Annotated in this window: 19 protein-coding genes and 1 rRNA gene; 7 read left to right on the forward strand and 13 right to left on the reverse strand. The window is 58.6% G+C overall.

Annotation, left to right across the window (positions count from 1 at the left end; all coding sequences use genetic code 11):
- Positions 1–87 (forward strand): 5S ribosomal RNA (gene rrf, locus AC1DIG_RS27310); the annotation flags it as partial.
- Positions 88–162: 75 nt separating this feature from the next.
- On the opposite strand, the gene AC1DIG_RS27315 is transcribed toward rrf, so the two are convergent.
- The gene (locus tag AC1DIG_RS27315; protein WP_477769808.1) at positions 163–537 is read right to left on the reverse strand and encodes a DUF2784 domain-containing protein; all 375 of its coding nucleotides are present in this window, start codon (positions 535–537) and stop codon (positions 163–165) included.
- Positions 538–754: 217 nt separating this feature from the next.
- On the opposite strand from AC1DIG_RS27315, the gene AC1DIG_RS27320 reads away from it, so the two are divergent.
- Positions 755–1,804: a hypothetical protein gene (locus AC1DIG_RS27320; RefSeq protein WP_477769809.1), complete on the forward strand. Its 1,050-nt coding sequence runs from the start codon at positions 755–757 to the stop codon at positions 1,802–1,804.
- 18 nt (positions 1,805–1,822) lie between these two features.
- On the opposite strand, the gene AC1DIG_RS27325 is transcribed toward AC1DIG_RS27320, so the two are convergent.
- The 6 genes from AC1DIG_RS27325 to AC1DIG_RS27350 form a co-directional block, all read right to left on the reverse strand.
- Positions 1,823–2,383 (reverse strand): PqiC family protein, encoded by a 561-nt coding sequence (locus AC1DIG_RS27325; RefSeq protein ID WP_477769810.1) that lies wholly within the window; start codon positions 2,381–2,383, stop codon positions 1,823–1,825.
- Positions 2,384–2,398: 15 nt separating this feature from the next.
- Positions 2,399–4,054 (reverse strand): PqiB family protein, encoded by a 1,656-nt coding sequence (locus tag AC1DIG_RS27330; RefSeq protein ID WP_477769811.1) that lies wholly within the window; start codon positions 4,052–4,054, stop codon positions 2,399–2,401.
- A complete protein-coding gene (locus tag AC1DIG_RS27335) occupies positions 4,035–4,679 on the reverse strand; it encodes a paraquat-inducible protein A (RefSeq protein WP_477769812.1) in 645 nt (214 codons plus the stop codon). The genes AC1DIG_RS27330 and AC1DIG_RS27335 overlap by 20 nt, the downstream gene beginning before the upstream one ends.
- Positions 4,676–5,272, reverse strand: coding sequence for a paraquat-inducible protein A (locus tag AC1DIG_RS27340; RefSeq protein WP_477769813.1), 597 nt, complete (start codon positions 5,270–5,272; stop codon positions 4,676–4,678). Before AC1DIG_RS27340 ends, AC1DIG_RS27335 begins: the two co-directional genes overlap by 4 nt.
- A 208-nt stretch (positions 5,273–5,480) precedes the next feature.
- Positions 5,481–5,921 carry a CBS domain-containing protein gene (locus AC1DIG_RS27345; protein ID WP_071554753.1) on the reverse strand — a complete coding sequence of 147 codons (441 nt, stop codon included), beginning with the start codon at positions 5,919–5,921 and terminating at the stop codon, positions 5,481–5,483.
- Positions 5,922–6,116: 195 nt separating this feature from the next.
- Positions 6,117–6,446 carry a hypothetical protein gene (locus tag AC1DIG_RS27350; RefSeq protein WP_477769814.1) on the reverse strand — a complete coding sequence of 110 codons (330 nt, stop codon included), beginning with the start codon at positions 6,444–6,446 and terminating at the stop codon, positions 6,117–6,119.
- 603 nt (positions 6,447–7,049) lie between these two features.
- Here AC1DIG_RS27350 and AC1DIG_RS27355 point away from each other — a divergent pair.
- Positions 7,050–9,413 (forward strand): DNA polymerase II, encoded by a 2,364-nt coding sequence (locus tag AC1DIG_RS27355; protein ID WP_477769815.1) that lies wholly within the window; start codon positions 7,050–7,052, stop codon positions 9,411–9,413.
- Between the two features lie 3 nt (positions 9,414–9,416).
- Here the strand turns inward: AC1DIG_RS27355 and AC1DIG_RS27360 are convergent, their stop codons facing one another.
- Positions 9,417–10,238 carry an aldo/keto reductase gene (locus AC1DIG_RS27360; RefSeq protein WP_477769816.1) on the reverse strand — a complete coding sequence of 274 codons (822 nt, stop codon included), beginning with the start codon at positions 10,236–10,238 and terminating at the stop codon, positions 9,417–9,419.
- 205 nt (positions 10,239–10,443) lie between these two features.
- On the opposite strand from AC1DIG_RS27360, the gene AC1DIG_RS27365 reads away from it, so the two are divergent.
- Positions 10,444–10,659: a TOBE domain-containing protein gene (locus AC1DIG_RS27365; RefSeq protein WP_054598130.1), complete on the forward strand. Its 216-nt coding sequence runs from the start codon at positions 10,444–10,446 to the stop codon at positions 10,657–10,659.
- A gap of 159 nt (positions 10,660–10,818) precedes the next feature.
- On the opposite strand, the gene AC1DIG_RS27370 is transcribed toward AC1DIG_RS27365, so the two are convergent.
- The 5 genes from AC1DIG_RS27370 to AC1DIG_RS27390 all read right to left on the reverse strand — a co-directional run bounded on the left by AC1DIG_RS27370 (position 10,819) and on the right by AC1DIG_RS27390 (position 16,018).
- Positions 10,819–11,916 carry a polyamine ABC transporter substrate-binding protein gene (locus AC1DIG_RS27370; protein WP_477769817.1) on the reverse strand — a complete coding sequence of 366 codons (1,098 nt, stop codon included), beginning with the start codon at positions 11,914–11,916 and terminating at the stop codon, positions 10,819–10,821.
- 56 nt (positions 11,917–11,972) lie between these two features.
- Complete coding sequence (locus AC1DIG_RS27375; RefSeq protein ID WP_477769818.1) at positions 11,973–12,872, reverse strand: ABC transporter permease subunit; 900 nt, start codon at positions 12,870–12,872, stop codon at positions 11,973–11,975.
- Positions 12,869–13,750, reverse strand: a complete 882-nt coding sequence (locus AC1DIG_RS27380) for an ABC transporter permease subunit (protein ID WP_477769856.1) — start codon at positions 13,748–13,750, stop codon at positions 12,869–12,871. The genes AC1DIG_RS27375 and AC1DIG_RS27380 overlap by 4 nt, the downstream gene beginning before the upstream one ends.
- Positions 13,751–13,779: 29 nt before the next feature.
- Positions 13,780–14,922, reverse strand: a complete 1,143-nt coding sequence (locus AC1DIG_RS27385) for an ABC transporter ATP-binding protein (protein WP_477769819.1) — start codon at positions 14,920–14,922, stop codon at positions 13,780–13,782.
- A gap of 334 nt (positions 14,923–15,256) precedes the next feature.
- Positions 15,257–16,018: a gamma-glutamyl-gamma-aminobutyrate hydrolase family protein gene (locus AC1DIG_RS27390; protein WP_477769820.1), complete on the reverse strand. Its 762-nt coding sequence runs from the start codon at positions 16,016–16,018 to the stop codon at positions 15,257–15,259.
- A gap of 280 nt (positions 16,019–16,298) precedes the next feature.
- Between AC1DIG_RS27390 and AC1DIG_RS27395 the strand changes: the two genes are divergently transcribed.
- The 3 genes from AC1DIG_RS27395 (at position 16,299) to AC1DIG_RS27405 (ending at position 20,752) form a co-directional block, all read left to right on the forward strand.
- The gene (locus AC1DIG_RS27395) at positions 16,299–17,675 is read left to right on the forward strand and encodes a glutamine synthetase family protein (protein WP_019689634.1); all 1,377 of its coding nucleotides are present in this window, start codon (positions 16,299–16,301) and stop codon (positions 17,673–17,675) included.
- Positions 17,676–17,925: 250 nt separating this feature from the next.
- Positions 17,926–19,416 carry an aldehyde dehydrogenase gene (locus AC1DIG_RS27400; RefSeq protein ID WP_477769821.1) on the forward strand — a complete coding sequence of 497 codons (1,491 nt, stop codon included), beginning with the start codon at positions 17,926–17,928 and terminating at the stop codon, positions 19,414–19,416.
- Between the two features lie 52 nt (positions 19,417–19,468).
- Positions 19,469–20,752 (forward strand): NAD(P)/FAD-dependent oxidoreductase, encoded by a 1,284-nt coding sequence (locus tag AC1DIG_RS27405; RefSeq protein ID WP_477769822.1) that lies wholly within the window; start codon positions 19,469–19,471, stop codon positions 20,750–20,752.
- The last annotated feature ends 694 nt before the right edge of the window (positions 20,753–21,446 follow it).

Raw genomic sequence — 21,446 nt, forward strand, 5'->3', positions numbered from 1 at the left:
TGATCCCATCCCGAACTCAGCAGTGAAACGATGCATCGCCGATGGTAGTGTGGGGTTTCCCCATGTGAGAGTAGGTCATCGTCAAGATTAAATTCCGAAACCCCAATTGCGAAAGCAGTTGGGGTTTTGTTTTGCCTGCGAGAAAGTGCCCGAACAACCTGACTAGGTTGCCCGCGCCAGCTTCCACTGCCTGGCCAGATGCACATAGACAATCACGTTGATGAGAAGCACCAGGCAGCCCAGCCCTAGCTGTATCGCCGGTGTCAGTCCGGCCGGGTATATCAACGGCCACACATAGTGCTCGATGAAACTGTCACGGTAACCGTCCTGTCCGGCAGATTGGCGCCAGAGGTTTTCCCAGCGGGTCAGGGGACAGGTCAACTGGAAAACTTCGACGACCACGCCCCACACGGCGGCAGGCAGGTGCCACCAGATCAAGTGCCGCCATTTGAGCGTTAACAGTCCGCCGAAAAGCACGAACAGAATGAACAATAGATGAAACAGTACCAGCCCGTCGGCGGCTATTCGGTAAAGCATGACGACTCCGTCCCCTGATTGTTTTCCATAGCCGCGGAATATGCGGTTTTGCTGAAGTAAGGCTGCTCGCCTTCACCAAAACCACAGATTCACACGGTGATTTTTTGTCCTGTCTCTCGCCACCTATACTCAAAATAGCATGGTTGGAAATGCTGCTCGTTTCGTTCGGACAGCGTAAAGGTTAGCGCTGCCGTGTCATTTCTAGGGGACTGCGATCTTGAATCTGCGTTTCCTGCACGTTGTCTTGTTAGCGGTGTTGGCGGGATGTGCCACAGTACATCGCGCCTCCGAGCCGACTGCGCCGGTGGTGATCTCGCAAGCAACCTGGCAACAGATTGATCAAGACATAGACACCGCTTCATTGGCCTCCAAAGGGGTAGTCAAGCGTTACACGCGTAGCGCCATGGAGCGCTGGAGGGAGCTGGTCTACCAGCGTACTGAAACAGACTTCATCCCGTGGTTTACCAACTATTGGACTCAGCAATGGCTGTCTGCGAAGGTGGGCTGGTACAAGATGAGCAGCGGGGGAGAGGTCGATCCTGTGGTAAACCGGCTAACGGTTTATCTGCAGGAGCAATACCATGAACGCGTGCTGGACCCCGTCGCCAAGGTCACCGATCCCAACGCGATCATGGTTGACGCAATTGCCCTGTATTTACAGACCCTCGACGCGCATCTGGTGGAGATTCAGCAGCACTACAGCGCACCTCAAGATCAATTCGACCGTCGACTCAACGACATTCCGGCAATTGCGCTGGCACCTCCGCCTGCACGCAACGCTTCGCTCTATCAAATTGCTCACGCCGAACCGGTTACCAATCTGCCAGCCTATCAGGCCTTGATCGAACGAGTCCGCAGCGCTAACAGCGGTGCGGGAGCCGGGTTATCGGACGCCGGTATATCGTCGGTGGCCAAGCGAGCCGGTGAAAAACTCGAAGCCCAGATCGCCACCCGTAGTGCCGCGGGTGCTGTTGCGGCGGCCGTTGGCCGAGTGGCGGGGGCCGTAATTTCTGTGGTGACGGCGAGTATTGGTGCCGTCTCGAACGAGAATGATCGAGCGGAGACCGAAGTACAGCTACGCAAAAGCCTGGGCGACGCGTTCGACAAAGCGTGGCTTGGGTTGATAGAAAACGAGGCCAATGGGGTAATGGCGGGGGTCTACTACATTTCGGGACAGATAGAAGGCAGCCTCGCCAAAAGCCTGCCGGTCGTGCCCGAGCCTGCACCGCTAGAGTCTCCTCTGCAAGGCGGTCAGGCTCTTCAGTAGGAAAATAGCCCACCTCTGCTACTCAACAGGTGGACATCCACTGAGGGGCGCGCTGGCCATTTTACTGATCAGGCCGGCCAGTCGTTTTACGTTGTTTTGATGAGCCGCCACCAGATCATCAATGGTCGACCCCGCCGGTGTTTGCAACGTTGTGCGGCAGGTCAGCGGTGCGCTGTTTGCATCAGCTCCCGCAGTCCTCAGGCGCCATTTCACATCGACGAGCGCGTACTGACCGGGGACTGAATCAAAGCGCTGCACATCGACCCGTAGCGATGCAGTGCGTTGAGACGTTGTGCCGGACAGCTGATCGACCAAGGCACTTTTCAACTCGTCGGACAGGCTGGCCCCCCACCATTCGGTATCCAGAATTGCCAGGCCGCTGTCGCCCTGGCGAACGACGATTTGCGGGCGATCGACCTGAGGCGGCACGGTGACTCGCTCAATCTGGATATCTGCGCCGCTCCGCGAGCCTGTGGCTGGCTGGGCGGGAGTCAAGGTGTGGTAATGAATCGGATCACTGCGGCACGCAGCGAGCAACACCGCCAGGCTGAGCAACGAAACTTTTAGTGACAAAGACATGGACGTGCTCCTCGGTCAGTTGCTCGAAGACGGTTTCAGGTTCAGTACGGGAAGACCTGTGGGCCGCCCGCGCAGCAAGGATTCCGGGTGCTGGGTCAGATAGTCCGACAACTCACGCAGCGAGCGTGATACACGCCCGAGTTCGTCCAGGGTTTCGCGCAGTTGTTCACGTTGTGGCGAGTCTTCGGCGAGGGTCGAGCTGGCCGATTGCAGGGTTTTACTCATGTCCTGCAAGGTGTTCTGTACGCCCGGCAATGTCTTGCTGTTGACCTGTTTGAGGCCTTTGCGCAGTTCCGTCAGGTTGTCATCGAGGTTATTGGCGATGCGCTCGATCGGCAGTTTGTTGATCTTGTCGACCATCGCCTGGAGCTGCTCTTGCAGCTGTTCGAGGCTGGCAGGAACGGTAGGTATCCTGAGCGGCCGGGTATTGGGGTCGTAGGCAATTTTTGCGGCTTTGGGGAAGAAGTCCAGCGCAATATACAGCTGCCCGGTCAACAAATTGCCACTACGTGCCTGAGCGCGCAGGCCATTTTCGATAAAGCTGCCCATGAGTCGGTTAACAGCCTGTTCGTCGTCGGGATCGTACTTCAAGACCTTGAGCAACTTGATATGGGCCTGTCCCAGGCGTTGCGGGTAGATCACGATGCCCACGTTGATGGGGAAAGTGTGGGTCTTCTCGTCGAAGTCCAGATTGATCGCGACCACCTTGCCGATTTCCAGTCCCTGGAACTCCACGGGGGCATCGACTTTCAAGCCGCGCAACGCCTGATCAAAACGCAGCGACAGAAATTGCGCCTTGCCATTAGGTGGGGCGAGGGCGGTCTGTTGATTGTCGAACAGCTCGAAATTCTTGTCTTCGGCGGCCGGTTGGTCGTTGGGGCTGTAGTCGGGAGCGCGGAAGGTAATACCACCTACCAGCAAGGCTGACAGTGACTCGGTTTTGAACGCAAAGCCATTGGCGCCGACATCGATGGCGATGCCGCTGACGTTCCAGAAGCGAGTGTTTTCGGTGACGTGGACATCGTTCGGCGCCTTGACGAAGACCTGGATATCTACACCCTTGCCCTCTGAGTCCAGGGCATAGGCGACCACCTGGCCGACCGGAATCTTGCGGTAATAAACAGGAGAGCCAATATCCAGCGAACCGAGATCCTGAGTGTGCAGTGTGAAACGCTTGCCCGGTTCACCAAGGGTGAGGGGCGGCGGGGCCTCCAGGCCGATGAAGGTATTGGCGCGGGCATCGGCGTTGCCGGCGTCGGCACCGACAAAGGCGCCCGAGAGCAAGGTGTCAATTCCAGACACGCCGCCGGCACCAATGCGTGGCCGCACGACCCAGAATTTCGAGTCTTCGCGGGTGAAGGACTCTGCCTGTTTGACGAGTTTTACCGTGGCATTGACGCTCTTCTGATCGTCGCTCAGTTGGACATCGGAGACCTGGCCGATCACTACGTTGCGGTACTTGACCTCGGTCTTGTTGGCCGTCAGACCTTCGCCGGTCTTGAAGTTGAGAGTGATGGTCGGCCCTTGTTGCAGCACGTTATGCACCACCAGGGAAATCCCGACCAGCACCGCGACGATCGGTACGATCCATACCAGCGAAACACTCCAGCGACGGGTCTTGATGTCGGCATGGCCGGGCACTGGTTGCCCCTCAGTGGCTTGCGACTTCATCCATGTCCTCCTCGGATTTTCGGTTTTCCCAAATCAGGCGAGGGTCGAAGCTCATCGCCGACAACATTGTGAACACCACCACCAGGCCAAAGAACAGAATCCCCGGTCGGGGTTCGATATCGCCCAGCGCCTGAAACTTCACCAGTGCCGCGACTAGCGCGACGACTATCACATCGAGCATCGACCAGTAGCCGATCAACTCGACGAAACGGTAGAGTTTTGAGCGCTCTCTACGAGCCCAGAGGCTGCGGCGTTGTGCGGTGATCAGCAGCAGCGAGAGGGCAACGAACTTGATGCCCGGCACCGCGATACTGGCGATGAAAATGATCAGTGCAATGTCCCAGGCACCATGCTCCCAGAACTCCAGCACGCCGCTGATGATGGTGCTGTCGGAGCCACTGCCGAACATGCTGGTGTTCATCACCGGTAACACGTTGGCCGGAACATAGAACACCAGTGCAGCCAGCAGGTAGGCCCAGGTCCGGGTCAATGAGTTGGCTTTGCGCACATGCAGTGGTGCGCCGCAGCGCTCGCACTCGTCGGGATGGTCGGTCATGTCACAGGCGTTGCCGCAGCTGTGGCACAGACAAAGGTTGAGATCGCGGGCCTCGGGCGCGGTGTTCATAGGGTGTCCCAGAGATCACGAACGTCGCGGCCGGCAATCCGGATCAACAGCAGGCTCAGCACCGCGAGGGCAAACAGGCCGATGCCCGGTAATACATCAAGCAGGCCCGCGAGCTTGAACACCGCCACCATCGCCCCCAGCAGGCAGACCTCAAGCATGCTCCAGGGCCTGAGGGTTTCCAGCCAGCGCATGCACAGCTTGAATGCCGGTGAACGCCTGGCCGCAAGGGCGAAACTCAACACCCAGACCAGCAACAGCAGTTGAAAGATCGGCGCAATGATTATGGCGATGGCCGCGACCATGGCCATGAAGGTAATCGGCCCCTGGCTGAGCGCCAGCACCGAGTCCCATAAGGTGGCGCTGTTCTTCAGGCCTTGCAGGCTGATGCTCATCACCGGATAGAAGTTGGCGAAAATCCACAGCACGGCGGCTGTCAGGCTCAAGGCCAGGCGTTGCTCCACCGACATTCCGTTGTAGCGCTGAAGTACCCCGCCACAACGCGTGCACACGGCGGTTTGATGTTTGGCGAGCGCGACTTTTTCATACACGCAATCGCAATGTTCACAGATGATCAAATGATCAGTCCTGGTCATGGTTCGCGCTCAAAAAAAAGTCGAAAGCTGCAGGCAGTTAAATGAATATAGAAGTGCCTCGCGATAGAGCAAATTTAAAGTGCGGGGGGCCTTGAGATGGAGTAGGAGGTTGAGCGGTAGTGGCTTACGGGGGGACACAACGAAAAACTGCGCGCTCTTGCTGATCAAGAGCGCGCAGTCAGTGGATCGGATAGAGGGGCGAGAGAGGCTATTCGCCGCGAATGTACTGCTCCAGCTGCTGGATCAGCTCGGCCTGCTCGGCGATGGCTTCCTTGACGAGGTCGCCGATGGACAACAAGCCCAGCAGTTGACCATTTTCCACCACCGGCAAATGACGCAGGTGCTTGTCGGTCATGATATTCATGCAGGTTTGCACGGATTGATGGGAGTCCACCGTGATTACCGGCGAGTTCATGATGTCGCTGACGGGCGTACCGACCGAGGAGCGACCTTTGAGCACCAGTTTGCGCGCATAGTCACGTTCACTGATCACACCAACAATTCGACCGTCTTCGAGCACCGGCAACGCTCCGACGTTTTTTGCGGCCATCACCATCAGGGCTTCGAGCACCATCTGATGCGAGTTGATGGTATGAACCTGCTGGTTCTGTTCGGCCTTTAACTTGAGCAGTTGCGCGACGGTCTTCATGAGGGCCTCTCCGGTGTTGTACTTATTAGGCGTCGCCAGCGCGCTGACGCCTATACAGAATCATAGACGCACGCCAACAGAGCAAGAGGGTAAAGCGGCATTCAGGGGTTCTAAAGCGTCATGGAGGGGTGTTTGACCGCGCTCCTGGCAGTCGCTGATAACCCGGGCGGGCTATCAGCGTCCTGGCAGACTCGCTTAGCAGTAGCGGTCGATCACGTACACGTCGGACTGGCCCTGTGCACTTTTCCACGCCTGATTCAGCGTCTCAAGAACACGCCCGACAAAGTCTTTGTCGGCGGCGGCTTTCTTGCCAACATAACCCTGGCCGCGACGGTACATCTTCAGTCGGGCACGCAAGTCATGTTTGTTCTTTTCGAACTCATCTTCATGGGCGTGGGGCGACAGGCAGTCGATATGCACCTGGCCAGACTCGGCAATCCACAGGATATGGCTGTCATGGCTGTCCTTGTGTGCTGCGAACATCCGAGCCAGTTCATCAATAGTCGGTTGATTGTTCAGATTCATTTGTAAGCCCCTTGACCAGTGTTTGATCTGTCTAGTTGGTTCGCTAATTCACTTCTCTGCATCGGTAAGTTGATATCTGGTACCGAAACCAGGGCGACAGTGGGTGTCTGCCGAATATCGGCAGGGCCTTGAGCAGGATGCATGTAGTCTTGCCGAGAAACTGCTACGCACGTGCGGCACAGCGGGGAGAAACAGCGATTACCTGGACGTTGTTACCGACATTATTCAGCTCGGCCACAAGCATCTTGAGGATTGATCGCCAGCGTTTCTCGTCCTTGTACTGGACACTCATGCTGGGTCAGCTTCATCAATCTGCCTTGTGGGCAGTACACATCCGGGAGCAGCTCGGCGGTCAGTCGAGCTTTTTCACAACACTTTTGCCAATGCTCCCGATCGGGGAGACGTCCGCATCATGCAAGGGGAAAAACAACTCGTCAACGGTTTTGTAGTGAATATTTTAAATCACTACATAAAACTCTTTGGCGCCTGCAGGGTCGGTCTAGAGCCTTGTCCTACAATCACTTGCGCGGCAAACGCAAAGGCAGCCTTGAGCATCGATGACGCGTAGAATCACCCTGTGGAATAGTCTTCGAGGTTGCAGTGGTGGATTTACAGCAGGGCTTCGTCTTGACCCGGCATTGGCGCGATACCCCGGCCGGCACGCAAGTCGAGTTCTGGTTGGCGACCGATCAAGGTCCAAGGCTTGTCCGGCTGCCGGTTCAGCCGTCGGTGGCGTTCATTCCCGAACAGCAGCGCGAGCAAGCCGAGTTGCTGCTGCGTGGCGAGCAGGGTATCGAGCTTCGCCCGCTGGGGTTGCAGGATTTTCAGCATCGGCCAGTGTTCGGGCTGTATTGCCAGCAGCACCGCCAGTTGATGCACCTCGACACGCTGTTGCGCAGGGCTGGTGTCGATGTGTTTGAGGCGGATATCCGTCCGCCGGAACGCTACCTGATGGAGCGCTTCATCACCGCGCCCGTGTCATTCACTGGAACGGCGGACGACTCCGGCACACTGCTCGACGCTCATCTCAAGCCTGCACCGGACTATCGCCCGCGCCTGAAGCTGGTTTCGCTGGATATCGAAACCAGCGAGCAGGGCGAGCTGTATTCGATTGCACTGGAAGGCTGTGGTCAGCGCCAGGTCTACATGCTCGGGGCGCCAAATGGCGATGACTCGTTGGTGGATTTTGCGCTTGAGTATTGCGACTCGCGAACCCTGTTGCTGAAAAAACTCAACGAGTGGTTTGCGCTCCATGACCCCGACGCAATCATTGGCTGGAACCTGGTGCAATTCGACCTGCGCGTGCTGCACGAGCATGCCCGGCGCCTGGCAGTGCCGCTGCGCCTTGGGCGCGGTGGCGACGAAATGCAGTGGCGCGAACACGGCTCGGGCAACAATCACTTCTTTGCCGCCGCGGCTGGCCGGCTAATCATTGACGGCATCGAGTCGCTGCGCTCGGCAACCTGGAGCTTCCCTTCGTTCAGCCTGGAAAACGTCGCGCAGACGCTGCTGGGCGAAGGCAAGTCGATCGACAATCCGTATCAGCGCATGGACGAAATCAACCGCATGTTCGCCGAGGACAAGCCCGCACTGGCGCGCTACAACCTCAAGGACTGCGAGCTGGTCACGCGGATCTTCCACAAGACCGAACTGCTGACCTTCTTGCTCGAGCGCGCCAGCGTTACCGGTTTACCGGCGGATCGCAGCGGCGGTTCGGTAGCGGCCTTCACTCACCTCTACATGCCGTTGATGCACCGTCAGGGCTTTGTGGCGCCGAACCTCGGCGAGCGTCCTCCGCAGGCCAGTCCCGGCGGGTTCGTCATGGATTCGCAGCCGGGGTTGTATGAGTCGGTGCTGGTGCTCGATTACAAGAGCCTGTACCCGTCGATCATCCGGACCTTTTTGATCGACCCGGTGGGATTGGTGGAGGGCTTGCGCCACCCCGACGACAGCGAGTCGGTACCGGGTTTTCGTGGTGCACGTTTCTCGCGGACCCGGCACTGCCTGCCAGCGATTGTCGCCCGTGTATCGGAAGGCCGGGAAGTTGCCAAGCGTGAGCACAACGCGCCGCTTTCCCAGGCCTTGAAGATCATCATGAACGCGTTCTATGGCGTGCTCGGCTCCAGTGGTTGCCGGTTTTTCGATACGCGTCTGGCGTCATCGATCACCTTGCGCGGGCACGAGATCATGCTCAGGACTCGCCAACTGATCGAGGCCCAAGGGCACGCGGTGATTTATGGCGACACCGACTCGACCTTCGTCTGGCTGCGGCGTGCTCATGGTCAGGAAGAAGCGGCGCAGATCGGTCGCTCTCTGGTCGAATACGTCAACCAGTGGTGGCGCGATCACTTGCTGAAGGAGTTCGGGTTGCACAGCGTGCTCGAACTGCAATTCGAAACGCACTTTCGACGGTTTCTGATGCCGACCATTCGCGGTGCAGAGGAGGGCAGCAAGAAGCGCTATGCCGGGCTGGTGACACGCGCCGACGGCACTGAGGACATGGTCTACAAAGGCCTGGAAACCGTGCGTACCGACTGGTCGCCGCTGGCCCGGCAATTTCAGCAGGAACTCTACCTGCGGATCTTTCACCGTCGGCCTTATCAGGATTACGTTCGCGAGTTTGTCCGTGCGACTTTGGCCGGTGAGCACGATGACCTGCTGATCTATCGCAAGCGCCTGCGCCGGCCGTTGGACGACTATCAACGCAACGTACCGCCCCATGTGCGCGCCGCGCGCCTCGCCGACGAATACAACGATCGGCAGGGCCGGCCACTGCAGTATCAAAGCGGTGGCTGGATCAGTTACGTGATTACGGTGGCGGGTCCCGAACCGCTGGAAACCCGCAGCGCACCGATTGACTATGACCATTACGTCAGTCGCCAGTTGCAGCCGGTGGCTGACGCGATCCTGCCATTTGTCGACGACGATTTCGGCACGCTGATTGGCGGGCAATTGGGTTTGTTCTAAGCCTCAGACCATCGCCAGTCGATGCTTGCGGCTGGGCGCGCGAAACGCTCGATCAAGCGCCTGAAGATCTTCAGCATCGAGCTTCAAATCAGCGGCGGCAGCGTTCAACCGCAGGTGTTCTGGATGTACGGCTTTGGGGATCGCAATCACGCCGTCCTGACGCAGAATCCAGGCCAGTGACACCTGGGCCGCAGTGACGTTATGGCGTGCAGCGATCTGCTTCAGTGCCGGCTCGACCAGAAGGCCCCCGGCCTGGGCAATCGGACAATAAGCCATCAACGGTATGCGCTGTTGCTGGCACCAGGGCAGCAGGTCGAATTCGATGCCGCGCTCCTCGAGGTTGTAGAGCACCTGATTGGTCGCGCAGGCGTCCGAGCCCAATTCGTGCAGGTCCGCTACATCGAAATTGGACACGCCCCAACGGCCAATCTTGCCGTCGTCGCGCAGGCGCTCGAAAGCATCGACGGTCTCTGCGAGTGGAAACTGGCCGCGCCAGTGCAGTAGATACAGATCGATGTAGTCGGTTCCCAAACGGCGCAAACTGCGTTCGCAGGCTTGAGGAATACCGCGTTGGCTGGCGTTGTGCGGGTAGACCTTGCTGACCAGAAACACCCGATCGCGAACACCGGCAATGGCTTCGCCAACCACTTCCTCTGCACCACCTTCGGCATACATTTCTGCGGTGTCGATCAGGGTCATTCCCAGCTCGATGCCGGTGCGCAATGCGGCGATTTCACGGGTTCGTTTTCGTGGGTCTTCACCCATGCGCCAGGTGCCCTGACCAATGACAGGGACGGACACCCCTGCCAGTTCAAGCGTTCGCATCACAACCTCCAGACGAGACTTGATGAATAGAAATTGGGCCGCAGCGAAGCCAAGAGGTTCTATCGCACACTCGACGCCATCCATTGCATATATTTAAAAGGAATAAATATCTAGTTATTTATTCCTTTGTTCCGTGTTCAATCAGGTGCATTTTAAGGTCATGCACAACCGTGCTTTTGTAGCCATTTCGACAGGAAGCCTAGTCATGACCATCAAAGCAATCAACGTCCGCAATCAATTCAAAGGCATCGTCAAGGAAATCCTGGAAGGGCCGGTGGTTTCTGAAGTCGATGTGCAAACCGCTTCCGGTATTGTCACTTCGGTGATTACCACGCGTTCGATTCGCGATCTCGAATTGGTGGTGGGCAGCGAGGTCATCGCGTTCGTCAAATCCACCGAGGTATCGATCGCCAAGCTCTGACGATAGAGGGATAACTGTGAAAAGCAAAAAGGGCGCCCGAGGGCGCCCAAAATCACCTTAACCGAGGAGCCAGGTGAGGCCGTTCGTGTAACTGCGGCGGTGGTAAGGCGCTGCGTGAACGGAATTGCGTGGAACGCCCGGCAAGGGGAGCGCCATTGTTTATTTGCCGAGTTTTACCCGGGTCCAGCCACGGGTCATCACCCGTTGAGTGGTGATGGGCATGTCGGGGATGGCATACAGCGTCGCCATCACTTCTTGCGGCGGATACGAACCCGGGTCATCACGAATCGCTTCGTCTACCAACGGCGTGGCTGCTGCGTTGGCGTTGCTGTAGCCGACGCTGTTGGTGATCTCGGCGATGATGTCCGGGCGCATCAGGAAGTTCATGAACCGGTAGGCGTTCTCGACGTTGGCCGCATCCCGAGGGATGGCGACCATGTCATAGAAGCTGCCGGCGCCTTCTTTCGGGATGCTGTAGTCGATCTTCACCAGGTCGCCGGCTTCCTTGGCACGCGCCTTGGCTTGCAGTACATCGCCGGAGTAACCGACGGCAACGCAGATGTTGCCGTTGGCCAGGTCCGAGATGTATTTGGACGAATGGAAGTAGGTTACCGATGGGCGAATCTTCATGAACAGCGCTTCGGCTTTGGCGATCTGTTGCGTGTCCTGAGAGTTCACCGGGTAGCCCAGGTAGTGCAGGGCGGCCGGGAGCATTTCTGTCGGCGAGTCGAGGAAACTGATGCCGCAGGCTTTCAGCTTTGCCGCGTTTTCCGGTTTGAACAACAAGTCCCAGGAGTTCACCGGAGCGTCCTTGCCCAGCACTTCCTTGACCTTGTCCGGGTTGAAGCCAATACCAATCGAGCCCCACATGTACGGAAACGCGTGAGCGTTATCGGGATCGCTGGCAGATGCGTTTTTCAACAGCACCGGGTTGAGGTTTTTCCAGTTGGGCAGTTTTGACTTGTCCAGTGTCTGGTAGACCCCGGCCTTGATCTGCTTGGCCAGAAAACTGTTGGACGGCACGACGATGTCGTAGCCCGATTTGCCGGCGAGCAGGCGCGCCTCAAGGGTTTCGTTGCTGTCGAACACGTCGTAGGTCACCTGGATGCCGGTCTCGTCTTCGAACTTCTTGACGGTGCCAGGGGCGATGTAATCCGACCAGTTGTAGACGCGTAGCACCTTGTCATTGGCCTGGGCGCCGGTAGCGAAAGCGCCCAATAAGGACAGTGTCAGCAGAGTCCTGCCAAGGGTTTTCATGAGTACAGCTCCATTTCTTGTTGTGCACATTCCGGTTGCGGTGAATCGCGACGGCGTTAAGCCGTCGCACCGATCTGTTGAGTGACAGGTCGCTGTGAAGCCGGTTGCTTCCAGGATTCGCTCGCGGTCTGATCCATGGCTTCCTGGATCGCGCGCTTGCGAGTGGCTTCGGCCTTGCGGCTGAAGTACCAGACCATGAAGGTCACGATCGACACCGCCAGCAGAATCAGGCTCGCCACGGCGTTGATCTCAGGCTTCACACCCAGGCGCACGGCCGAGAACACTTCCATCGGCAGGGTGGTCGAACCTGGGCCAGACACGAAGCTCGCCAGCACCAGATCGTCCAGTGACAGCGCGAACGACATCATGCCGCCCGCGGCCAGCGACGGTGCAATCATCGGAATGGTGATCAGGAAGAACACCTTCAATGGCCGAGCACCGAGGTCCATGGCCGCCTCTTCGATGGACAGGTCCAGCTCACGCAAGCGCGCCGATACGACCACCGCCACATAGGCAGCACAGAACGTGGTGTGGGCGATCCAGATGGTGACGATGCCCCGTTCCTGCGGCCAGCCGATCATCTGCGCCATCGCCACGAACAGCAGCAACAGTGACAGACCGGTGATCACTTCCGGCATCACCAGCGGCGCGGTAACCAGGCCGCCGAACAGCGTGCGACCCTTGAAGCGGGTCACGCGGGTCAGCACAAAAGCCGCCAGCGTGCCCAGTGCTACTGCGGCAACCGCGGTGTAGCAGGCGATTTCCAGCGAGCGCACCACCGAGCCCATCAGTTGGGTGTTGTCCAGCAGGCCGACGTACCATTTCACCGACCAGCCGCCCCAGACTGTCACCAGTTTCGAGGCGTTGAACGAGTAGATCACCAGGATCAGCATCGGCATGTAGATGAACAGCAGGCCGAGCACCAGCATCATTCTTGAAAATCCGAAACGGTTCATGCCCGTCCCTCCATCTCTTTGGCTTGGCTGCGGTTGAACAGGATGATCGGCACAATCAGGATCGCCAGCATCACCACCGCCAAGGCAGACGCCACCGGCCAGTCACGGTTGTTGAAGAACTCCTGCCACAGCACGCGACCGATCATCAGGGTTTCCGGGCCACCGAGCAGTTCCGGAATCACGAACTCACCGACTACCGGAATGAACACCAGCATGCAGCCTGCGATGATGCCGTTCCTGGCCAGCGGGACGGTGATTTTCCAGAAGTTGTTGAAGTTGCTAGAACCCAGGTCCGATGCGGCCTCCAGCAGGCTCCCGTCATGTTTGACGAGGTTGGCGTACAGCGGCAGCACCATGAACGGCAGGTACGCATACACCACGCCGATGTAGACCGCGGTGTTGGTATTGAGGACTTCAATCGGCTGCGAAATCAGCCCGGTCCAGAGCAGGAATGCATTGAGCAAACCGTTGTTGCTGAGGATGCCCATCCACGCATAAACGCGGATCAGGATCGCCGTCCAGGTCGGCATCATGATCAGCAGCAGCAAGACGTTCTGCGCTTCCTTGCTGGCCTTGGAAATCGCGTAGGCCATCGGGAAACCGATCACCAGGCACATGGCCGTGCTGAGGGCGGCCATTTTCAAGGAGCCCAGATAAGCCGAGATGTACAGCTCATCGTCACCCAGCATGGCGTAGTTGCCGAGGTTCAACAGCAGCTGGAATTTCTGTTCAGCGAAGCTGTAGATCTCGGAGTAGGGTGGAATGGCCAGGGCTGCTTCGGAAAAGCTGATCTTCATCACCAGGAAAAACGGCAGCATGAAGAACAGGCACAGCCACAGGAATGGAATACCGATCACGACTTTACGGCCGCTCGGCAAAAACCGCTGAAACTGCTGAGTGAGAGTGTTCATGCGCGCAGTACCACGCCGCTGTCGTCTTCCCACCAGACGTAGACCTGATCGTCCCACGTCGGGCGTGTGCCACGGCGTTCGGCGTTGGCCATGAACGACTGCACGATCTTCCCGCCAGGCAGCTCCACGTAAAACACCGAGTGCCCGCCGAGGTAAGCGATGTCATGCACTTTGCCCTGGGACCAGTTGTAACGGGTATCGGGTTTGAGGGTGCTGACCAGCATTTTTTCCGGGCGGATGGCGTAGGTGATCGACTTGTCCTGCACTGACGTACTCACGCCGTGACCGACGTAGATCTTCTGTTCCAGGTCCGGGCTGTGAATGATCGCGTGACCTTCCAGGTCTTCCACAACGGTGCCGTCGAAGGCGTTCACGTTACCGATGAATTCGCAGACCATGCGACTGACCGGCGCTTCATAGATGTCGACCGGGCTACCGATCTGCGCGATCCAGCCCAGGTGCATGATCGCAATGCGTTGGGCCATGGTCATGGCCTCTTCCTGATCGTGGGTCACCATCACGCAGGTCACGCCGACGCGCTCGATGATTTCCACCAACTCGAGCTGCATCTGCGAACGCAGCTTTTTATCCAGTGCGCCCATCGGCTCATCGAGCAACAGCAGTTTCGGGCGCTTGGCCAGCGAGCGGGCCAGTGCAACACGCTGACGCTGACCACCGGAGAGCTGGTGTGGCTTGCGCTTGGCGTACTGGGTCATGTGCACCAGCCTGAGCATTTCTTCGACGCGGGCTTCGATTTCGCTGGCGGGCAGACGGTCCTGCTTCAAGCCGAAGGCGATGTTCTGCGCCACGGTCATGTGTGGGAACAGCGCGTAGGACTGGAACATCATGTTGATCGGCCGCTCGTACGGCGGCATATCGGTGATGTCTACGCCATCGAGGTAGATCCGCCCTTCGGTCGGTCGCTCAAAGCCTGCCAGCATGCGCAGGAGTGTCGATTTGCCGGAACCCGAACCGCCCAGCATGGCGAAGATTTCGCCTTGGTGGATGTCCAGGGACACATCGTCTACGGCAATGGTTTCGTCAAACTTCTTGGTTACGCGGTCGACTCTCACCAGAACCTTTTTCGGTTGCTGATTACCTTCTAGAGCCTTCCTGTAAATGCTGGAGGCGTTTGCCATGTGAAACTCCCAACAGGTGTCAGTCGTCGGGCCAATACGGCCTGACTTAATAGTTGATTGCGAACCCGCACCGGGTACGGCCTTTGTGGGAGCCGAGCTTGCTCGCGATGAGGCCCTGACAGCCGACATCAATACTGACTGTCAGATCGCCATCGCGAGCAAGCTCGGCTCCCACAAGGGTTGCCCGTACCGGTCGGGCTAATTCGGCGACGCCGTCCTGGCTGCCTGGTCGTACTTGTTGTTATTGCGGTTTGTCGTTTTCGTGAGTCACGGATGCGCAAGGGCGCGCCCGCCCGACTCACGTGGGCAGTAAATGGATTAATCGAGTGTCAGGTCAGCGCGTATTGCGCAGCGCTGCCCGTTGCCGGCACGCGTCGCCAAACGCCTGGAAAATACTCAAGTAGGGAGGGTTGGCCAGGACTTGCCATTCCGGGTGCCATTGCACGCCGAGGGCGAAGGCCTTGCTGTGCTCCACGGAGATCGCCTCGATCAAGCCATCGGGAGCGATGGCCTCGGCGCGCAGGCCAGGGGCAAGTCGGTCGATGCCTTGGCTGTGAATCGAATTGACCTGGAACACCTGAGGCAATTCCAGTGCTTCGAACACACCGCCCGGTTGCACGTTGACCGCATGAGCTGGTGCGTACTGCACCGCCAGATCCGGATGATCCGCTTCCCGGTGATCAAGCATGCCGGGCAGTTCGTGGACCTTCTGATGCAGGCTGCCACCGAATGCCACGTTCATTTCCTGAAATCCGCGACAGATACCGAGCACCGGAACACCGGCGGCAATCGCTGCACGCAATAAGGGAAGGGTGGTGCTGTCCCGGGCAGGATCGTGATCCGTGCCAGGTGCGCTGGCGGGGCCTTGATAGTGGAAGGGTTCCACATTCGACGGCGAGCCGGTCAGCAACAAACCGTCGAGATGCGCGAGCAGCTCATCAATCTCGGTTAGTTCAGCCAGGGAGGGAATGACTACCGGCAGCCCCAAAGCCGCGACGCTGACAGCACGCAAGTACTTGTCGCCGCTGACGTGGTAGGGGTGCAGGCCAATCTGTTTGACGCACGCAGTAACGCCGATCAATGGCTTGAGTGCCATTTTTATCACCTCGAAGTTTCACACTTGAACGAGCTTTTCCGGAGCTTAGCCTCGTTGATTTTAATTAACAACTCTCATGTAAAAAATTCTAAACGCCGTACGTCCGATGTTCAGGATTTTTGCTCGCTGAAAGACTGTTCTGGCACTCATGTGCCCTAAAAAGGCCCGAAAAATAACGCTGAAAGGTCGAGTGTTCGCTATTGACTTCACTTTGCCTTTCGGATTGACTGGGCTCGTGAAAGGGCGGTGAACATAATAATTAACAGCTAATAGGTGCATCATGTCGGTCCCTCTGCGTGCCGTTCAACTCAACGAAGCAAACGCATTCCTTAAGAAATATCCTGAGGTTCTGTACGTTGACCTTCTGATTGCGGATATGAACGGTGTGGTGCGCGGCAAGCGCATCGAGCGCACCAGTCTTCATAAGGTTTACGAAAAAGGCATTAACCTGCCGGCGTCGCTGTTCGCTCTGGACATCAACGGTTCCACGGTGGAAAGCACCGGCCTGGGCCTGGACATCGGCGACTCCGACCGAATCTGCTACCCGATTCCCGGCACCCTGAGCATCGAGCCTTGGCAGAAGCGCCCCACCGCGCAACTGTTGATGACCATGCACGAACTCGAAGGCGAGCCGTTCTTTGCCGACCCGCGTGAAGTGTTGGCCAATGTGGTGCGCAAGTTCGACGACATGGGCCTGACCATCTGCGCCGCGTTCGAACTCGAGTTTTATCTGATCGACCAGGACAACGTGAACGGTCGTCCGCAGTCGCCACGTTCGCCGGTCTCCGGCAAGCGTCCGATGTCGACCCAGGTGTATCTGATCGACGACCTCGACGAATACGTGGATTGCCTGCAAGACATCCTCGAAGGCGCGAAAGAGCAGGGCATCCCAGCCGACGCCATCGTCAAGGAAAGCGCCCCGGCGCAGTTCGAAGTGAACCTGCATCACGTCTCCGACCCGATCAAGGCCTGCGATTACGCGGTGTTGCTCAAGCGTCTGGTGAAGAACATCGCCTACGACCATGAAATGGACACCACCTTCATGGCCAAGCCGTATCCGGGCCAGGCGGGCAACGGTCTGCACGTGCACATTTCGATTCTCGACAAAGAAGGCAACAACATCTTTGCCAGCGAGGATCCCGAGCAGAACGCCGCACTACGTCACGCGATCGGCGGTGTGCTCGAGACCCTGCCAGCGCAGATGGCCTTCCTCTGCCCGAACGTCAATTCGTACCGTCGTTTCGGCGCACAGTTCTACGTGCCGAACTCGCCAAGCTGGGGCATCGACAACCGCACCGTTGCGGTCCGTGTGCCAACCGGTTCCGCAGACGCCGTGCGTATCGAGCACCGCGTGGCTGGTGCCGATGCCAACCCGTACCTGCTGATGGCGTCGGTGCTGGCCGGTATTCACCACGGCCTGACCAACGAAATCGAGCCGGGCCCACCGGTCGAAGGCAACAGCTACGAGCAGAACGAACAAAGCCTGCCGAACAACCTGCGCGATGCACTGCGCGAGCTGGACGACAGCGAAGTCATGGCCAGATACATCGACCCGCTCTACATCGACGTGTTCGTCGCGTGCAAGGAAAGCGAGCTAGCCGAGTTCGAGAACTCCATCTCGGACCTTGAGTACAACTGGTATCTGCATACGGTCTGATGGCCAATTCCCCCGTCCGTTAGGGTGAAAAAAACCTGTGGGATCGGAGGTGTACACAGAGCATGTGTACACCGCCAATCCCCTGTGGGAGCGAGCTTGCTCGCGATGAGGGCGGCACTGTCAACATTGATGTCGTCTGACATACCGCTATCGCGAGCAAGCTCGCTCCCACATGGATTGCGGTTTTCTGATCCTTAATGGGTTGGCCTTGGTCCGACAACTACTTATTCCTCTGCGTTGAGTCACTTCAATGGCAATTACTCGCAGCGACTGGGAGCAACGCTTCCAGTCCTTGACAATCGAAGGTCGGGCATTCATTGACGGCCACTACTGCTCGGCACTCAGCCGCGACACCTTTGAATGCGTGAGCCCGGTGGACGGCCGCTTCCTGGCGAACGTCGCCAGTACCGACGAAGCCGACGCGAATGTGGCGGTGCAGGTTGCACGCCGGGCATTCGAGTCCGGCGTCTGGGCCAAGCTGGCCCCGGCAGAGCGCAAGCGCATCCTGATTCGTTTCGCCGATCTGATTCTGGCGAACCAGGAAGAACTGGCGCTGCTGGAAACCCTCGACATGGGCAAACCGATCAGCGACTCCATGAGCATCGACATTCCAGCGACCGCCAACGCGATCCGCTGGAGTGCCGAGGCGATCGACAAGATCTACGACGAAGTCGCGGCGACGCCGCACGATCAGTTGGGCTTGGTCACCCGTGAACCGTCGGGCGTGGTTGCGGCTATCGTGCCGTGGAACTTCCCGTTGATCATGGCCAGCTGGAAGTTCGCACCGGCCCTGGCGGCGGGTAACTCGTTCATCCTCAAGCCTTCGGAAAAGTCACCACTGACGGCAATTCGAATCGCCCAACTGGCGCTCGACGCCGGCATCCCGAAAGGCGTGTTCAACGTGCTGCCGGGCTTCGGTCACACCGTCGGCAAGGCGCTGGCGCTGCACATGGACGTCGACGTTCTGGCCTTCACCGGCTCGACGGCGATTGCCAAGCAACTGCTGATCTACGCCGGGCAAAGCAACATGAAACGCGTCTGGCTGGAAGCCGGAGGCAAAAGCCCGAACGTGGTATTTGCCGACGCTCCGGATTTGCGCGCGGCAGCTCAAGCTGCGGCCAGTGCGATTGCCTTCAACCAAGGCGAAGTCTGCACCGCTGGTTCGCGTTTGCTGGTGGAGCGTTCGATTCGCGAGCAGTTCATCCCGCTGTTGGTAGAAGCGCTGCAAGCCTGGAAACCGGGGCATGCCCTGGACCCGGCGACCACCGTCGGTGCGGTCGTCGATCAGCGTCAACTGGACAACGTGCTGCGCTACATCCGCATTGGCAAAGAGCAGGGCGCCCAACTGATCGCGGGCGGCAATCGCACCCTTGAAGACACCGGCGGCCAGTATGTGGAGCCGACGATTTTCGACGGTGTGACCAACGCCATGACCATCGCCCGGGAAGAGATCTTCGGCCCGGTGCTGTCGCTGATCACCTTCGACACCGCCGAAGAAGCATTGGCGATTGCCAACGACAGCATCTTTGGTCTGGCCGCCGGGGTCTGGACCAGCAGCCTGAGCAAGGCCCACACGTTCGCTCGCGGTCTGCGTGCCGGCAGCGTCTGGGTCAACCAGTACGACGGCGGCGACATGACCGCGCCGTTCGGTGGGTTCAAGCAGTCGGGTAACGGTCGGGACAAATCGCTGCATGCGTTCGATAAATACACCGAACTCAAAGCGACCTGGATCAAGCTCTAACACTTTTACAACGGCGGCTGCGGGCGTGTGCCGGCGGCCATCGGAGAAATTTATGAAGCAAACTCATGTAAACAGCTACTACGCCGCGACCCGCAACGAGACCATCGATTTTCCGGTGCTCGACGGACTGGTCGAGTGCGATGTCTGCGTCATCGGCGCGGGCTACACCGGTTTGTCCTCGGCCCTGTTCCTCAGTGAGGCGGGCTACAGCGTCACCGTGCTCGAAGCCGCCAAAGTCGGCTACGGCGCCAGCGGTCGCAACGGCGGTCAACTGGTCAATTCCTATAGCCGCGACGTCGATGTCATCGAAGAACGTTACGGCGACAAGACTGCCGAAGTACTGGGCAGCATGATCTTTGAGGGCGCGGACATCATCCGCTCGCGCATCAAGCAGTACGACATCAAGTGCGACTACAAGCCCGGCGGCATTTTCGCGGCGCTGAACAAGAAGCAGCTCAAAGGCCTGGCCGAGCAGAAGCGCAGCTGGGAGCGCTACGGCAACAAAAACCTGAGAATGCTCGACGCGGCTGAGATCAAGCGCGAAGTCGGTTGCGACAACTACGTCGGCGGCCTGCTGGACATGCAGGGCGGCCACATCCACCCGCTGAACCTGGCACTCGGTGAAGCCACGGCGATCATCGGCCTGGGCGGCAAGATCTACGAACAATCGGCGGCGGTAGAAATCACCTACGGCGAGCCGATCACCGTGCGCACCGCCAAAGGCGTGGTGCGGGCCAAATACCTGCTGATCGCCGGTAACGCCTACTTGCCTCAGGACCTCGACAATCGCGTCACCCGCAAGAGCATGCCCTGCGGTTCGCAAATCGTGGTCACCGAGCCGTTGTCGGCCAAAGTCGCCAAGAGCCTGATCAGCAACAACTACTGCGTCGAAGACTGCAACTACCTGCTCGACTACTACCGCCTAACCGCCGACAACCGCTTGCTGTACGGCGGCGGTGTGGTCTACGGCGCCCGCGAGCCGGATGACATCGAGCAACTGATCCGCCCGAAAATCCTCAAGACCTTCCCGCAATTGAAGGACGTGAAGATCGACTACCGCTGGACCGGCAACTTCCTGCTGACCATGTCACGCATGCCGCAATTCGGCCGTATCGAGAAAAACGCCTACTACATGCAGGGCTACAGCGGCCACGGCGTCACCTGCTCGCACCTGGCCGGCAAACTGATCTCGGAAATGATCCGCGGCGACGCCGAACGCTTCGACGCGTTCGCCTCCCTGCCGCACATGCCAATGTTCGGCGGCCGCACCTTCCAGGCCCCACTCACCGCCATGGGCGCCGCGTATTACGCACTGCGTGACCGTTTCGGTATCTAGCGGCGGCGCGCGGCGGTGTACACAGCCTCTGCAAACACCACCGACCAAATGTGGGAGCGAGCTTGCTCGCGATGAGGCCAGCACAGCCAACATTGATGTCGCCTGACACACCGCCATCGCGAGCAAGCTCGGCTCCCACAGGAGATCGATGGCGGACACAACGCCTGTGGACCACCGAGACCAAACTGTGGGAGCGAGCCTGCTCGCGATGAGGCCGGCACAATCAACATTGATGCCGCCTGACACACCACCATCGCGAGCAAGCTCGGCTCCCACAGGAGATTGATGGCGGACACAAAATCTGTGGACCACCGGGACCAAACTGTGGGAGCGAGCTTGCTCGCGATGAGGCCGGCACAATCAACATTGATGCTGCCTGACACACCGCCATCGCGAGCAAGCTCGGCTCCCACAGGAGATCGATGGCGGACACAACGCCTGTGGACCACCGAGACCAAACTGTGGGAGCGAGCCTGCTCGCGATGAGGCCGGCACAGTCAGCATTGATGCCACCTGACACACCACCATCGCGAGCAGGCTCGCTCCCACAATTTGCGCATCTAAACTGAGTGGCATCAGGCTCAACAGCCTTTTTATCCAGCCGTTTATCGAACCTGCTGAGCAACACCAGCAAACGTGATTTAATACCCGACTTTCACGGTTCAGGGACAGGGAAGCGGTGTTCTTCGCGGCC

This window comes from Pseudomonas sp. 05N431, from assembly GCF_056397005.1.

Coding starts and splice junctions, on each gene's coding strand:
- AC1DIG_RS27315 (WP_477769808.1), bottom strand. CDS start 537: ATGCTTTACCGAATAGCCGCCGACGGGCTGGTACTGTTTCATCTATTG.
- AC1DIG_RS27325 (WP_477769810.1), bottom strand. CDS start 2,383: ATGTCTTTGTCACTAAAAGTTTCGTTGCTCAGCCTGGCGGTGTTGCTC.
- AC1DIG_RS27330 (WP_477769811.1), bottom strand. CDS start 4,054: ATGAAGTCGCAAGCCACTGAGGGGCAACCAGTGCCCGGCCATGCCGAC.
- AC1DIG_RS27335 (WP_477769812.1), bottom strand. CDS start 4,679: ATGAACACCGCGCCCGAGGCCCGCGATCTCAACCTTTGTCTGTGCCAC.
- AC1DIG_RS27340 (WP_477769813.1), bottom strand. CDS start 5,272: ATGACCAGGACTGATCATTTGATCATCTGTGAACATTGCGATTGCGTG.
- AC1DIG_RS27345 (WP_071554753.1), bottom strand. CDS start 5,921: ATGAAGACCGTCGCGCAACTGCTCAAGTTAAAGGCCGAACAGAACCAG.
- AC1DIG_RS27350 (WP_477769814.1), bottom strand. CDS start 6,446: ATGAATCTGAACAATCAACCGACTATTGATGAACTGGCTCGGATGTTC.
- AC1DIG_RS27360 (WP_477769816.1), bottom strand. CDS start 10,238: ATGCGAACGCTTGAACTGGCAGGGGTGTCCGTCCCTGTCATTGGTCAG.
- AC1DIG_RS27365 (WP_054598130.1), top strand. CDS start 10,444: ATGACCATCAAAGCAATCAACGTCCGCAATCAATTCAAAGGCATCGTC.
- AC1DIG_RS27370 (WP_477769817.1), bottom strand. CDS start 11,916: ATGAAAACCCTTGGCAGGACTCTGCTGACACTGTCCTTATTGGGCGCT.
- AC1DIG_RS27375 (WP_477769818.1), bottom strand. CDS start 12,872: ATGAACCGTTTCGGATTTTCAAGAATGATGCTGGTGCTCGGCCTGCTG.
- AC1DIG_RS27385 (WP_477769819.1), bottom strand. CDS start 14,922: ATGGCAAACGCCTCCAGCATTTACAGGAAGGCTCTAGAAGGTAATCAG.
- AC1DIG_RS27390 (WP_477769820.1), bottom strand. CDS start 16,018: ATGGCACTCAAGCCATTGATCGGCGTTACTGCGTGCGTCAAACAGATT.
- AC1DIG_RS27395 (WP_019689634.1), top strand. CDS start 16,299: ATGTCGGTCCCTCTGCGTGCCGTTCAACTCAACGAAGCAAACGCATTC.
- AC1DIG_RS27400 (WP_477769821.1), top strand. CDS start 17,926: ATGGCAATTACTCGCAGCGACTGGGAGCAACGCTTCCAGTCCTTGACA.
- AC1DIG_RS27405 (WP_477769822.1), top strand. CDS start 19,469: ATGAAGCAAACTCATGTAAACAGCTACTACGCCGCGACCCGCAACGAG.